This is a genomic window from Rhizobium sp. S96, from assembly GCF_030382195.1.
GTDB lineage: Bacteria > Pseudomonadota > Alphaproteobacteria > Rhizobiales > Rhizobiaceae > Rhizobium.
This window is the reverse complement of sequence record NZ_JAUDRY010000032.1, coordinates 53,994-68,177: the sequence shown is the minus strand read 5'-3', so window position 1 is coordinate 68,177 and position 14,184 is coordinate 53,994. Positions and strand designations below refer to the sequence as shown.

The 14,184-nt window shown below is 59.4% G+C and carries 13 protein-coding genes; 6 read left to right on the top strand and 7 right to left on the bottom strand.

Going from position 1 to position 14,184, the window contains the following annotated elements; genetic code table 11:
- Position 1: 1 nt before the first annotated feature.
- From QTL94_RS24035 to QTL94_RS24020, 4 genes are all read left to right on the top strand, one after another.
- Positions 2 to 1,888, top strand: a complete 1,887-nt coding sequence (locus QTL94_RS24035) for a nitric oxide reductase activation protein NorD (RefSeq protein WP_065692418.1) — start codon at positions 2 to 4, stop codon at positions 1,886 to 1,888.
- A gap of 471 nt (positions 1,889 to 2,359) precedes the next feature.
- Entirely contained in the window at positions 2,360 to 2,932 is a 573-nt protein-coding gene (petA, locus tag QTL94_RS24030) for a ubiquinol-cytochrome c reductase iron-sulfur subunit (protein WP_065692419.1), read from the top strand.
- Positions 2,933 to 2,945: 13 nt separating this feature from the next.
- Positions 2,946 to 4,241 carry a cytochrome b gene (locus QTL94_RS24025; RefSeq protein ID WP_289803272.1) on the top strand — a complete coding sequence of 432 codons (1,296 nt, stop codon included), beginning with the start codon at positions 2,946 to 2,948 and terminating at the stop codon, positions 4,239 to 4,241.
- 3 nt (positions 4,242 to 4,244) lie between these two features.
- Positions 4,245 to 5,126 carry a cytochrome c1 gene (locus tag QTL94_RS24020; RefSeq protein WP_065691363.1) on the top strand — a complete coding sequence of 294 codons (882 nt, stop codon included), beginning with the start codon at positions 4,245 to 4,247 and terminating at the stop codon, positions 5,124 to 5,126.
- Between the two features lie 366 nt (positions 5,127 to 5,492).
- Here QTL94_RS24020 and QTL94_RS24015 read toward each other — a convergent pair whose 3' ends face one another.
- From QTL94_RS24015 to QTL94_RS23985, 7 genes are all read right to left on the bottom strand, one after another.
- Positions 5,493 to 5,726 (bottom strand): hypothetical protein, encoded by a 234-nt coding sequence (locus QTL94_RS24015; protein ID WP_065691364.1) that lies wholly within the window; start codon positions 5,724 to 5,726, stop codon positions 5,493 to 5,495.
- Positions 5,727 to 5,736: 10 nt separating this feature from the next.
- Positions 5,737 to 7,371, bottom strand: coding sequence for a copper resistance CopC/CopD family protein (locus QTL94_RS24010; RefSeq protein WP_141683940.1), 1,635 nt, complete (start codon positions 7,369 to 7,371; stop codon positions 5,737 to 5,739).
- A 53-nt stretch (positions 7,372 to 7,424) separates the two neighbouring features.
- Entirely contained in the window at positions 7,425 to 7,952 is a 528-nt protein-coding gene (locus QTL94_RS24005) for a YcnI family copper-binding membrane protein (RefSeq protein ID WP_065691365.1), read from the bottom strand.
- A gap of 54 nt (positions 7,953 to 8,006) precedes the next feature.
- Complete coding sequence (locus tag QTL94_RS24000) at positions 8,007 to 8,450, bottom strand: pseudoazurin (RefSeq protein WP_065691366.1); 444 nt, start codon at positions 8,448 to 8,450, stop codon at positions 8,007 to 8,009.
- A 634-nt stretch (positions 8,451 to 9,084) separates the two neighbouring features.
- The gene (locus tag QTL94_RS23995) at positions 9,085 to 9,393 is read right to left on the bottom strand and encodes a hypothetical protein (RefSeq protein WP_065691368.1); all 309 of its coding nucleotides are present in this window, start codon (positions 9,391 to 9,393) and stop codon (positions 9,085 to 9,087) included.
- A 129-nt stretch (positions 9,394 to 9,522) separates the two neighbouring features.
- Entirely contained in the window at positions 9,523 to 11,445 is a 1,923-nt protein-coding gene (locus QTL94_RS23990; protein ID WP_065691369.1) for a hybrid sensor histidine kinase/response regulator, read from the bottom strand.
- Positions 11,446 to 11,459: 14 nt separating this feature from the next.
- Positions 11,460 to 12,185 carry a cyclic nucleotide-binding domain-containing protein gene (locus QTL94_RS23985; RefSeq protein WP_065691370.1) on the bottom strand — a complete coding sequence of 242 codons (726 nt, stop codon included), beginning with the start codon at positions 12,183 to 12,185 and terminating at the stop codon, positions 11,460 to 11,462.
- Between the two features lie 233 nt (positions 12,186 to 12,418).
- On the opposite strand from QTL94_RS23985, the gene ccoN reads away from it, so the two are divergent.
- Positions 12,419 to 14,041, top strand: a complete 1,623-nt coding sequence (gene ccoN / locus QTL94_RS23980) for a cytochrome-c oxidase, cbb3-type subunit I (RefSeq protein ID WP_289803271.1) — start codon at positions 12,419 to 12,421, stop codon at positions 14,039 to 14,041.
- A gap of 8 nt (positions 14,042 to 14,049) precedes the next feature.
- On the top strand, positions 14,050 to 14,184 hold a 135-nt coding region (locus QTL94_RS23975), incomplete at its 3' end, for a cbb3-type cytochrome c oxidase subunit II (RefSeq protein ID WP_289803278.1).

Here is a 14,184-nt window from a genome sequence, read left to right as displayed (position 1 = left end):
CATGCTGGAATTTCTGGAACTCGAAGAGACCGTTGGCCGAGCCTGGCACCGCATCGTCGGGGAGACGAGCTCCTGGCCGCACCATCCTGACAAGGCTGTGCGTCTCGCGGACGTCAGGCCGCAGCTCTCTGTCTGCTTCCGCGCGTTCGGCGGCGAAGCAACTCTTCAGATCCAGAAATCCCGGCAGAAGACAAGTTCTCATCGGCTGAAGCTGCGGCAAGTCGTAGGCCTTGGCGAGGAGCGCACCGATCATCCTACGTGGGACGATTCCGCCCTGCATCTTCCGGCTGTCATTGACGTCTTCAATGACAGCGAACTCAATCGAGACCTCTATTTCTGGCTGGCCAGCTATGTTGCGGTCGCGATCACCGAGACGATTCCTAACGACCCGGCGATGGCGGACTTGGCGCGCATAGATGCAGGGAGGCGGAACAGCAGGCAGGTCGTCCGAACGTTTCCAGGGATGGCCGTCCGATACGTCCGGCTCGCGCATGCCCTATCGGCATGCCGCCGTCGAGGAAAACTCCCGTTTGTCGAGGCCGGCGTCGAAACGTTTGCCATGACCGCTCTTTCCTTCCCGATCGAATACGAACTTCCCGAGGAGGCAAGACCAAGCGTCCGCGGCGCCCCTCCAGGCTATCTTCCCATGCTCTCCATTCCGCTTTGGCCAGACTTTCACGGAAAGGCCGAGCTAAAGGCCGTTGAACGCTACGATCTCCCATCGGACGCCGCTGAACGCGAAGGCGGCGAGAAGAACACACACGAGGCCAAGCGGCAGAAGGACTCCGACGATCGCAAGCGCGATCCCTTCATTCTGAACAGGTTCGAAAAAATCTTGGCGATGGCCGAGATGGTCAACGTCGATCGGCCGACTGACGATCGTGAAGATGACGAACCTTCGGCTGCCGAAGAGCTTGACGACGTGGTGCTGAGCCAGACGAAGGAGAAGCCGAAGTCCAAGTTCCATTTCGATCTGGACCTATCGCCAGAGGCTGCGGACACCTCGCGGATTGAGGCGGAATTTGTTTATCCGGAATGGAACTTCAGGAAAAATGAGTATCTCGAGGATCATTGCCGCGTCTTGGTGAGAACCGCAGAGAGCGCCGCTGCAGGAGCGCTGACTACCGACCATTCGGTGGTGCGCAAGATCAGAAAACAATTCGAAACCCTTCGCCCCAAAAGGGAAGTCCGGCGCGCCCAATTGGACGGTAACGACCTGGACATGGATGCCGTCATCCGTTCGCGTATCGACCTTTTGGTCACAGGGCAGCCGAGCGACCACATCTACGAAAGCGCGCGTCCTGCCACGCACGAGCTCGCGACATCGATACTCGTCGACGTCTCCCTGTCGACCGACTCATGGGTAGACAATCGCCGGGTGCTCGACGTGGAGATGCAGGCTCTTGATGTATTGGCCCGCGGTCTTGACGCCTGCGGAGACCGGTTCTCAGTGGAGACCTTCACCTCGCGCCGCCGCGACTGGGTCCGCATAGAGACTATCAAGCGTTTCGACGAGAAGTTTACCGCCACGACCGCCCGCCGCATCGGAAGCCTGAAGCCAGGCTACTACACCCGAATGGGCGCCGCCATCCGCCACGTTTCGAGACAGCTCGACAAGCAGCCGACCCGCAAGAAGTTGCTGATGATCCTAACCGACGGCAAACCGAACGACGTCGATAACTATGAAGGACGGTTCGCCCTTGAGGACTGCAGGCGCGCCGTTATCGAAGCGCGCGCCCGCGGTCAGGCGGTGTTCGCCGTTACGGTCGACCGTTACGCGGAGGACTATCTGCCTGCCATCTTCGGCCGCCAGGGATACGCGCTGGTCTCGAACATCGCCAAGCTGCCCAGCGCGCTTCCCGCGATCTACAGAAATTTGACCGCCTGACGAGCGCCGCGGCACGCTGGTTCAGATCAAAGCACGCAGCGACGTCTGTTGGTGGATGACGGGAAAGCAAAAACCTCGAGAAGAGCAGCTTCAATGTCGGTCGACTGCACAACCCGCTTTTTCTTCAACGTTCGATCGGGGCAGACCCTGGTAAGGGAGACCGCCGGCTAGCTACTGCCAAACCTGGAGGCCGCGATCTCCGCGGCCCCTGTGCACGGAGTTAGGATCGTCCCACATCGCGAATGTGAGGGCGCCTCGCGATTCGAGACCGCTACCGAGAATGGAGCCGTAGTCGCTATCGTTCCGATCGCTCCCGGCGAATACGGCCGGATCGCTCCGTGCGCATAGTCAAACACGACGGCGTCATTGATCTAGCGCAAACAGGCTTGACGAAGTTGATCGTAGAGAACCGGCTGGCCGTTCCAGCCTTGGGCCGGTCATGTGCAACATAATTCGAAGGAAATATGCGTAATGACTGGCAGCGAGGAAGACGAGACAGGTGGGCCGACCCGCCGTGATTTTCTCTACCTGACAACCGGCATGGCGGGGGCTGTCGGAGCGGCGACCGTCGCCTGGCCGTTCGTCGACCAGATGCGCCCCGATGCGTCGACGCTGGCGCTAGCGTCGATTGAGGTCGACGTCTCCAGCTTGGAACCTGGGATGTCACTGACAGCCAAGTGGCGAGGCAAGCCCGTGTTCATCCGCAATCGCACGCCGGAGGAGGTGAAAGCGGCTGCGGAAACGCCCCTAACAGATCTCAAGGATCCGGTCGCGCGCAACGCCAATCTTCCCGCCGATGCCCAGGCCACGGGGGCCGATAGGTCTGCAGGGGAGGGCAAAGAAAACTGGATCGTCATGATTGGCTCATGCACACATCTCGGCTGTGTCCCGCTCGGTCAGGCCGGCGAATACAACGGTTGGTTCTGCCCTTGCCATGGCTCGGTCTACGACACGGCCGGCCGCATCCGCAAGGGGCCGGCTCCTGAGAACCTTCCCATCCCGCCGCACGAGTTCGTCAGCGATGGCGTCGTCAAGATTGGATGATCGGAGCAGGACGATGAGTGGTGAATCCGAATATCAGCCATCAACCGGCCTTGAGAAGTGGATCGATGCACGCCTGCCGCTGCCTCGTCTCGTCTATGACAGCTTCGTCGCCTACCCGGTTCCGCGTAACCTGAACTATGCCTACACCTTCGGCGCCATGCTGTCGGTCATGCTGATCGTTCAGATCCTGACCGGCGTCGTGCTCGCGATGCACTATGCAGCCGAAACGACGGTTGCATTCAACTCGGTCGAAAAGATCATGCGCGACGTCAACCACGGTTGGCTGCTGCGCTACATGCATGCCAACGGCGCGTCCTTCTTCTTCGTTGCCGTCTATCTCCACATTGCCCGCGGCCTTTACTACGGCTCGTACAAGGCACCGCGCGAAATCCTCTGGATCCTCGGCGTTCTCATCTATCTCCTGATGATGGCGACCGGCTTCATGGGCTACGTTCTGCCCTGGGGTCAGATGTCCTTCTGGGGTGCAACGGTTATCACCGGCTTCTTCTCGGCATTCCCGCTGGTCGGTGAATGGGTGCAGCAGTTTCTGCTCGGCGGCTTTGCCGTCGACAATCCGACGCTGAACCGCTTCTTCTCGCTGCACTACCTGCTGCCGTTCGTCATTGCCGGCGTCGTCGTCCTGCACATCTGGGCGCTGCACGTTACCGGCCAGACGAACCCGACGGGCGTCGAAGTCAAGACGAAGACGGACACGGTTCGTTTCACGCCTTACGCAACGCTCAAGGATGCGCTCGGCGTTTCGATCTTCCTGCTCGTCTATGCCTACTTCGTCTTCTACCTGCCGAACTTCCTCGGTCACGCCGACAACTACATCCCGGCTGACCCGTTGAAGACGCCGGCTCACATCGTTCCGGAATGGTACTTCCTGCCGTTCTACGCGATGCTGCGCTCGATCACCTTCAACGTCGGCCCGATCGACTCGAAGCTTGCAGGCGTTCTCGTGATGTTCGGTGCGATCATCGTGCTGTTCTTCCTGCCGTGGCTCGACACCTCGAAGGTTCGTTCGGCGGTTTATCGTCCGTGGTACAAGATGGCTTACTGGCTGTTCGTGATCAACGCGATCATCCTCGGCTGGCTCGGTTCGCAGCCGGCGGAAGGCCTTTACACCACGATCTCGCAGATCTGTACGCTGCTTTACTTCGCCTTCTTCCTGGTCGTCATGCCGGTGCTGGGTCTCGTCGAGACGCCGCGCCGTGTGCCGAACTCGATCACGGAAGCCGTGCTTGAAAAGCGCAACAAGACTGCCTCGGCTAAGGCTGCGAACCATCAGGCGTTTGACAGGAACTGACACATGATCAAATTGATTTCGGCGATCGTCACCGCGGCCGTGGCGCTGCTCGCGCAATCCGTCCGCTCCGAAGAGGCGCCCCACCAACCGGCCGCGCTTCATGCGGAAGGGACGACACCGCATTATCCCCTGAGGCATCCAAAAGAGATCGATTGGTCGTTTGCGGGCTTCACGGGTCACTACGACAAGGCTCAACTCCAGCGCGGTTTGAAGGTCTACACCGAAGTCTGTTCTGCCTGCCACTCAATGAAGATGGTGCCCTTTCGCTCGCTCGCGGATCTGGGCTACAACGACGAGCAGGTAAAGGCTTTCGCTGCGAATTACGAGATGCAGGACGGCCCGGATGCCAACGGTGAGATGTTCACCCGCAAAGCGGTACCCTCCGACCACTTCCCTTCACCATTTGCGAACACCGAGGCCGCCGCCGCTGCTAACAACGGTGCTCCTCCGCCCGACTTTTCGCTGATTGCCAAGGCGCGAGGCATTACTCGCGGCTTCCCACAGTTTGTTATCGACATGTTACCGGGCGTCGGCGGATATCAGGAAGGGGGGCCTGACTACATCTACTCGCTACTGACGGGATATGACGAAACGCCTCCGGCGGGCCTCGAAATTGCGGACGGGACAAACTACAATCCCTATTTCGCTCACGCGGCAGCACTCGCCATGCCAAAGCCGATCTCCGACGATCAGGTCACGTACGACGACGGATCGCCCCAGACGGTCGACCAGTACGCTCGTGATGTGTCCGCCTTCCTCATGTGGGCTGCCGAACCGCATCTCGAGGAGCGTAAGCGAACTGGCTTAATGGTAATGGTATTCCTGATAATTTTCTCCGGCCTCATTTATTTGACGAAGCGCTCGGTCTATTCCGGCAAAAGTTGAAGCGCGCTCACAAATGTCTCTTCATTGCGCCGGCGCAAGCAGCCGCCGGCGTCTCCCTTCATGATGAGAGGAAGTCTTCAAAGGATCCGGAACCGATGTGCAAGATCACCTGCGTAGCCCTTTTATTTCACCGCAGTCGCAACACTGGCGCGTCCGGCTAACGCCGCCGCCTGCTAACGATTTGAGCTACAGCCCGCTTTGACCTGCGCCGAAAGCAGGGGCAATTCGGCGGACTTCGGCACTCAGTGCACTGGTCGGTCCGACACGGTCAGAGTGGAGCTCGCCTGCCCAACGGTCGCAAAGCCCACCTCGAGCTGCAGAACTTACCGCGGGGGGAGGCAGCTACGGCGATAACCGCGCGTGCGATCACGGGTCTGATGGCGGTTGGTCTCGACTTGATCGGGGAGGTTCGCTTCGACAGTGGACCGCGGCGAGGTCAACGAGGGCGAGGTCCACGACATCGCCCATTTTGAAGGACTGCGCCGTCTCGCCCAGGAGCGCCACAAGGTTGTCGCCTACGAGCCGAACCTCGTCCGTCACGAAGGTTCGCTCGTCGCCATTGTCGAGAACGGAAAGCACAAAAAGCAAATAGTTATCCATTTCGCCCGACCTATCTTTCATAGGCCGTCGATGAAGCTTCAGCCTTGGGAAATTCAGGATCTGCGCCCGCATCATTGGAGTCCGCTGCTTCTACGCCCTCGTCTAGATCAGCTTCGAGATGCGCGGTAGTGAAATCGTCTATCAGGACCTGCACGTCGACCTTCCATCCGTCGGGGGCTCGGAAGGGGACATCCTCAGTTTCCCATCCGCCATCCTTGGATTCAGCTAGCTCGTACTTTATCGGTTCGACACCTGCAGCGGGGTTCCAAAGCCGTAGTGTGACGGCCTTAGGATGCATCGGTGCGAAGTCAGATGCGAGGATCGTGACATGCACGCTCGCGGCGTCATGAGATTTCGGCTTCAATTCGAACTCGGCCATCGCCCTGTCGGTATGAATGTGGATCGAGACAGGGTGCAGAGGAGCGTACTGGAACTGGTCAGGGCCTGCGAAGCGCCATAGAGAGGCGGTGCCTACAATGGCGACAGCAAGCACGATTTCTGCCGATATGCTGGTCCGAAGTCGCCCGCGGGCCGCGACGTCCCCCTGTATGGCCGGGGCGGTAAGCCAGAACCGGTTATAGGCCGCGAGAAAGCACAGCAACGCTACCAGGCCGATCTTGACGACAAGCACGCGGCCGTAAATCGAATCCAGTATCGAACCCAGGTCGGGAAGCTCAAGGGCAGCAAGAGTAAGGCCAGCGACCAACATCGCGACGAACGGAGCTGGTATTGCTGCGGAAAAGGCTTTCAGGGACATCTGCCGAGAGGGATGGCGGCTTAAACGCCAGAGCGGCGGCAGACTCCCGATCCAGAACAGAAGTATTCCGCCGTGGAAAAAGATGCAGGTCTTCGCCAGCCACGGAGGGGTGGCAAGTGCGCTGTGCCCGGTGAATGTGAATGCTGCCGACGCGATCGTCATGGCGATTACTGCAGTCGACACAGTGAGCGACCGGGTTCTGAATGGCGGCAGAATGGCAAGAATGAGGGTAATCAAAAACAATCCGTTGGCAACTGCAACATTGCCCCCAATGGCGGTCGACAGCGGCGTTGCCCCGGCGAACGTGAAGCCCACGCCAATCTCGTCGAGTCCCTGGAGATAGAGACCCGAAGCAAGAAGAACGGATCCCACTGAGATCATCGTCAGTGGTCTCTTCGCGCGAACGTCCGACGGATTGAAGAGCGCGGAGAACAGCCTTCCGCCGACGACGTGCGCGACAAGGAGGATTGATGCGACGTGAACGAACCAGATGACCGCACCAAGGACGACCGAAGGTGTTTCAGACGGGCCGGCGGGAGCCGCTGAAGCCGCTCCGACGTGGAAAACAACGGCGCCCCCGACGGGATGACCATCCTCCGACACGACGCGATAGCTGGCGATCACGGTACCGCGGGCAAGCGAGGGAAGGCGAAGCGATATGTCCGCGCCTCTGCCCGAAGACTCGAGGTCAACGCTTTTGTCGTTAGCGAGCCGGGCACTCGCGCGGACAATTTTGACGGGCTCGTTGAAGTGGAGCTGGATCTCCGCTGGCGCCTCGTTCACTATCTGATTGTTTGCGGGAGAGGAGTTGAGGAGCACCGCGTGAGCGTATGCGTAGGCTGGGACAAGGGCTGAAAGCAGCAGGACCAGCAGGACTGCTGCTTGCATGGGGAGGGCCGCCCACGCACGTGCGATAGGCCACATGAGCGGCATTCCCTTTTTCAGGATCGGGGCTGCTCAACGACGTCGAAGAACGGCGCCGGCGTTTCATAATCGTCAGACGTTTTTCCCGCAGCGGGGATTTCTATCCAGCGTTCGGCGGCACCATCGGTGCACTCCTGAACGATAGGGACGTATACGCGGGTACCGACGGGAAGTTCCTTGGCCACCGTACCTCGGAATACAAACTCGTCGTATTCGTCATCAGGCAGGCTGTTGCCCGAGAAAACGATCTCAGTCGTGCCGTCCTTAACAGCCTCGCCCCAGAGCTCGTACGTCTTGGCATAGGATCCCTTGATCTTTTCGATCGTCCAGCCCGGCTTGGGCATCGGCTTCGCGGAGAGGAGGCCCTCTGGAACCTTGATCCGAACCTTGATTGTCGGCTTGCCTTCGCAGCCGTGTCCAATGCGCACGACGGCCTTATAGGCCTTGCCCGGGTTGGCCTGCGTCTGCTCGAGGGTGGCATGTGCGTAGGCGGTCCCGACGGTGAAAAGGGCGGCGACTACTGCGATCGAGGCATGCTTGAACATGAATGTCTCCTTGGCGGGGCGGCCCCTTGGGGAGGCCGCCATCGGCCTTAAGATTTACTGGGTGACCTGTGCGAGATCGGCGTCGAGACGCTTGCGAACCGGGTTCGGTACCTTCGCTGTCTTGATTGCGTCGAGATTGGCCGGAGCGTCGCCCACCTGGATCAGCGCGACCATGCCCATTCCAGCATGCGGTGTGCACTTGACGACGTAGGCGCCGGGGACGTCGAACTTGGCCTGGTACTGTTCGCTCGGCTTGGACTTGAAATCAGCCGCGCCTTCCGGGATCAGACCCTTGTAGGTCTCCACATTGTGGCTCTTGTCGGTCGGGATGAAGGTGACGGTGTCGCCAGGGGCGACCTTGACGAAGCCCGGTTCGAAGACCATCACACCGTCTGCGCCCTTGTTGAGCATGTGAACTTCATGGTCGGCCGCCATCAGCGGCGCAGCCGATGCGATCAGAACCGCGGTTGCAGTGATCAGACCGATATTGAAACGCATTGCATTCTCCTGTGTTACCGGGCCAACCTTGGCCTCGAGGAGTGTTCTATGCGATACAAAACCGCCGCTCTTTGACAAGCGTCAAATTCGCACGAAAGAGTTGAGAATAACCCGCGCCCACTTTGTTGAGATAGAAGGGGTGAAGCAGGCCCTGATAGATTTGGACGGCCAACCCACTTCGCAGGGCTTTTTCTTTGGCCTCATTGGATGCCTCGATAAGGTAGACGAGGACGCGACCCTCGGGCTCCTCTCACTCCGCAGTTTCGCGAGCGATGTTCAGCGCGAAAACCAAACGCGGGAATTTGCTTTCGATCAAGTACAGCCATCAATTCGCTTCCCAAGTTTGCCTCTCCTATCGCGACCTGGCCATGCATGACGGTTCAAAGCTTCTTGTAATTCTGACTTGGGTTTAACCCGCTCACGTCCACTCGGATCGCCGTCGCCTTGGCTCCACGTCCACGAGTAATCCCGAAGCGGCTTGTGGTCGCTGCACCAGGACAGCACGACGTGCAGCGCCCCGTCGCGCCCCCTACCGCAATATAGAAGCGCTAGTGCTGGGCGCTCGCGAATCCCGCTTACTCGAACGCGGCGAAGCGGCGGGATTGTTCCTATCAAAACTCGCCGGCTTGAGTGACTACGCGATCCCGCCTTTGATCGCACGAAGGCCAGCTTGCTGGGCAGTGATGACGTTCATGATGGCGTTCACCTCATTGGCGACCACAACATCCGACCAGAGAGGGGGAGTCTGCTGGTTTTCGCCTGGAAGATGGCGATCCCGATATGCAGTGAGCATTTCCAAGAGTTTGTTTGGCGATTCCGCGACGGCGGCTCCCAGGATTGCGATGACGCTGAAGTGGGCGCGCATTCGCTCCTCCAGTACCTCCACGCGCCTTGCAAGCTGGTCGTAGGGAACCTCGGCGGTCGAATTCGAGCGGGATTGCATGGAGAGCGTCCTGTTCTTTTGGGTCGCGGGAAGCTTATCCTCTTCCACGCGACCCCCAAAATGGGGCAACAGGATTAACAAAGGGCTAACGAATTAGCGTAGGCGAAAAAGTCAGTGTCTCCTTCGCGCTCAAACTCGGTCAAGAAGATCGCGGATCTTTCCTGCCAGCTCCTTCGCGGTGTAGGGCTTGCGAAGCCACTGGGCGCCGGGGATAACGTCCTTGGAGGCTAGGGCGGGTTCCGAATAACCGGATGTGAAAAGTACACGCAGATCGGGACGCTGTCGGATCGCTTCCGTTGCCATCTCATCGCCAGTCATTCCGCCGGGCATGACGATATCGGAGAACAGCAGGGCGACATCGGGATGCCCCGCAAGCACTTCCAGCGCCGTGCGCCCGTTGTCTGCTTCTAGCACGCCGTAGCCCATGTCCTTCAACCTGGCGACCGCCACCTTTCTCACTCGTGGGTCGTCTTCGACCACGAGCACGAGCTCAGTCCCGCGGGGTAGCGGAGTCTCGGCAGCTTCCGTCGCAACCGTTTGAGCGGCTTTCGGTTCGGCAAGAGCGGGCAAGTAGATGCGAACGGTCGTGCCGTGACCCAACTCGCTGTAGATCTGGAGATGACCGCCCGACTGCTTGACGAAACCGTACACCATACTGAGACCGAGACCGGTACCGGATCCAACGTCCTTGGTGGTGAAGAATGGTTCGACCGCACGTTTCTTGACTTCTTCGGACATTCCAGAACCGGTATCCGTCATTGAAATCAATACGAAATGACCGCTGCGAACTTCGGGGTACATCTTCGCGTAGTCCGCGTCCAGGCGCACGCGCGAAACCTCCGTAGTCAGGCTGCCGCCTTTCGGCATGGCGTCGCGGGCATTGAGCGCGATGTTCAAGATGGCGTTCTGGAGCTGCGAACCATCAACGAGCGCTTCGAAATGCGAGCCTGTGAGGATAGTGGAGAGCTTGATGTTCTCGCCGAGAGTACGGCGCAGAAGGTCCGAAAAGCCGGTCACAAGACCGCCGAGATCCACCTGTTTCGGGCTGAGGGGTTGCCGTCTCCCGAAGGCGAGCAATTGTCCGGTAAGCTTCGCGCCGTCGTCGGCGGCATCCTGCGCCTCGCGGAGCATGTCGCGCAGTGAGCCTTCCGGTAGCTTGTCCTCCACCATCTCCAGATTACCGCTGATGACGGTCAGGAGATTGTTGAAGTCGTGTGCCAGTCCGCCGGTCAACTGGCCGACCGCTTCCATCTTTTGCGCCTGGCGCAAATCTTCTTCGACTTTCAGGCGGCTGGTCAGATCGCGGACGAACCCGGTGAAGATACGTTCGCCATTTGCCGTTGCCTCGCCGACATGTAGTTCCATCGGGAAATGAGATCCGTCGGCCCGCTGGCCCGTGACGACGCGGCCATAACCGATAATGCGCTTCTCGCCGGTATCGAGATAATGGTCGATATAGCCGTCGTGGGCATCCCGATAGGGATTCGGCATCAGGTTGCTGACATTCTTCCCGCAGATCCGATCCGCGCTCATCCCGAAGAGTTCTTCGGCCGCCTTGCTAAAGGACATCACGATGCCCTTTTGGTCGATGACGATCATCGCGTCCGGAACGGTCTCAAGGATGGAACTCAGATGAGCCTCGCGGGATTTGACAGCTCGTTCCGCCTTCTTCAATGCACTAATGTCGCTGTTCGCCTGGATGACGGCCATCTGTCCGTCTGGCAGATTCACGAGGACGCACCGGGACGCCACGTCCACGTCATGGCCGTTCTTGTGACGATGGACGACCTCGCCCTGCCAGAAGCCGCGTGTCTTCAACTGAGCCAGGATTTCCTCTCGCGGTGCTGGGTAGCGCGTTGCGAGGAGATCGAAGATCGGTTCATCGACCGCCTCCTCGCGCGTCCACCCGTACATGTTCTCGCAGCCGATTGACCAGTGGGTGATCGCGCCTTCGAGCCGGTGTATGATGATGTCCGCCCCATCAAGAACATGCACGAGCGCGTCAAGTTCCTGCGAAGACGCGGTGCGCGGCGAGATTAGACGATGGGGCATGGCCGCTCCTTGGATCAGTGTAGATTGACCCTATGGCAGGTTTTCTCAGAAAAATCATCAGACCCGCCGGAAAGCCGGACGAGCTTGTCCATGCTGATGATCTTCAGGTCGTGGCGTCCTTCGGCGGCCAGGACAGCGCGTGCGGCAAGCTTTGTTATCGTCCGAGACACGGTTTCGATGGTCAGGCCGAGATAGTCCGCAATGTCCTGCCGGTTCATCGGAACACTCAGAACATTCATGCGGCGCGTCCCAGGCCATGAGGCAAGCTTGATGATGAAGCTGCAGAGACGTTCCTCGGCGTTCTTCTTGGAAAGGAGTACCATCTGGTCGTTGGCTGCTGCGTTCTCGCGGCAGAGAAGTTCGATATACGCAGGACGAATATCGTCGCAACGCGACACTTCCTGCTGGAAGCTGCGACGCGAGACGCGACGAATCTTGCAGTCGCTAACGGCCTCGGCGGTAAAGGAGAAAGTCTCCATGAGGGAAGCGCCGATCACGTCACCGGCAAAGTGGAAAGCTGTGATTGCCCGCCGACCTTCACCGATGATTCGATGAAGCCGGACCACACCTTCGACCACCTGGAACAGGTGCGTAGCATCGTCGCCTTCCCAACAGATGGCGTCGCCAGCGGCGATCGATTCCAGCGCGCTGGCATGAAAGATCGAAGAAAGGGGCCGAGTAGCAACCGCGTGTTTGGTTGGTTGTGCATTCGTGAAAGCGTTTTTGCCCTGCATCAGCATCGTCGTGTCCCCTCGTTGAGTGAACCCAATAGAAACTGCGCGAGTCACACCACGATGAGCGCGGCGTGCGATTTGGTGCGTTTTTGTAACAGTTTGTAACGGCTTGGGCCTCGCCGTCTTTGTGTGATTTCGTTGATGTAGATCAAGGAGCCGTTGTCGGCCCCATGACAGTCGTACCCTCAAAGTACGAGCAGGCGGCTGTTCGCCAGTCGTCTGCGCACGGGGACTCAGTCATGAATTACACAATTGAAACAATCTTGGTCGCGGCGGCTGCGTTTCTGGCCTTGGTCGGGGCAGGGCTTGCCCATGACCATCTTTTTGCTGTCCATATGGGCATCCTCTGTTTTTGCCTGACCGCTGGTACGGTACTGCTCGTACGGCGGATCGACTTCTCGCCGGCCGGGCGGTTGCCGAAGGTCGAGGCCTCAGGTTACTTCGACGAAGTCATTCGCTACGGACTGATCGCCACTGTGGGGTGGGGCGTTGTGGGCTTCCTCGTCGGAGTGGTCGCCGCCGCCCAGCTGGCATGTCCAGACCTGAACATCGCGCCCTGGTTCAATTTTGGCCGCCTGCGCCCGGTCCACACCTCGGCGGTGATCTTCGCCTTCGGCGGCAACGCGCTGATCATGACGTCGTTCTATGTGGTCCAGCGTACCTGCCGCGCTCGCTTGTTCGGCGGTAGCTTGGCCTGGTTCGTGTTCTGGGGCTACCAGCTGTTCATCATCATGGCGGCGACCGGCTATCTTCTCGGCATCTCGCAGGGCCGCGAATATGCGGAACCGGAATGGTACGTCGACCTCTGGCTCACGGTCGTCTGGGTCGCCTATCTCGCGGTGTATCTGGGCACGATCCTGAAGCGCAAGGAACCGCACATCTACGTCGCGAACTGGTTCTATCTCGCCTTCATCGTGACGATCGCCATGCTGCATGTTGTGAACAACCTGGCAGTCCCGGTCTCCTTCCTGGGTTCGAAGAGCTATTCGGTCTTCTCGGGTGTCCAGGATGCGCTGACGCAATGGTGGTACGGCCATAACGCCGTCGGCTTCTTCCTGACTGCCGGGTTCCTCGGCATGATGTACTACTTCGTGCCGAAGCAGGCGAACCGCCCTGTCTATTCGTACCGCCTGTCGATCATCCACTTCTGGGCACTGATCTTCATGTACATCTGGGCGGGCCCGCATCACCTGCACTACACCGCGCTGCCGGACTGGGCCCAGACGCTCGGCATGGTCTTCTCGGTCATGCTGTGGATGCCGTCTTGGGGCGGCATGATCAACGGCCTGATGACGCTGTCGGGCGCGTGGGACAAGATCCGCACCGATCCGATCATCCGCATGATGGTCATCGCCATCGCATTCTACGGCATGTCGACCTTCGAAGGCCCGATGATGTCGGTGAAGACGGTGAACTCGCTCAGCCACTACACGGAATGGACCATCGGCCACGTTCACTCGGGCGCGCTTGGATGGGTCGGCATGATCACCTTCGGTGCAGTCTACTACCTGACGCCGAAGCTTTGGGGGCGCGAACGCCTCTACAGCCTGCGCATGGTCAACTGGCATTTCTGGCTCGCCACGCTCGGCATCGTCATCTACGCGGCCGTTCTCTGGGTCGCCGGTATCCAGCAGGGCCTGATGTGGCGCGAATACAATTCGCAGGGCTTCCTCGTCTATTCCTTCGCCGAGACCGTCGCCGCCATGTTCCCCTACTACGTACTGCGCACGGTGGGTGGAGCGCTCTACCTGGCGGGCGGGCTCGTCATGGCCTGGAACGTGTTCATGACGATCAAGGGTCACCAGCGTGCGGAAGCCGCTATTCCGACCGCATATGTGCCCCAGGCACAGCCTGCCGAGTGAGGTGAGACATGGCATCGATACTAGACAAACATCATATCCTCGAGAAGAACGCCACGCTGCTTCTGGTCGGCTCGCTGCTCGTCGTCAGCATCGGCGGCATCGTCGAGATTGCTCCGCTGTTCTATCTCCAAAACACCATCGAG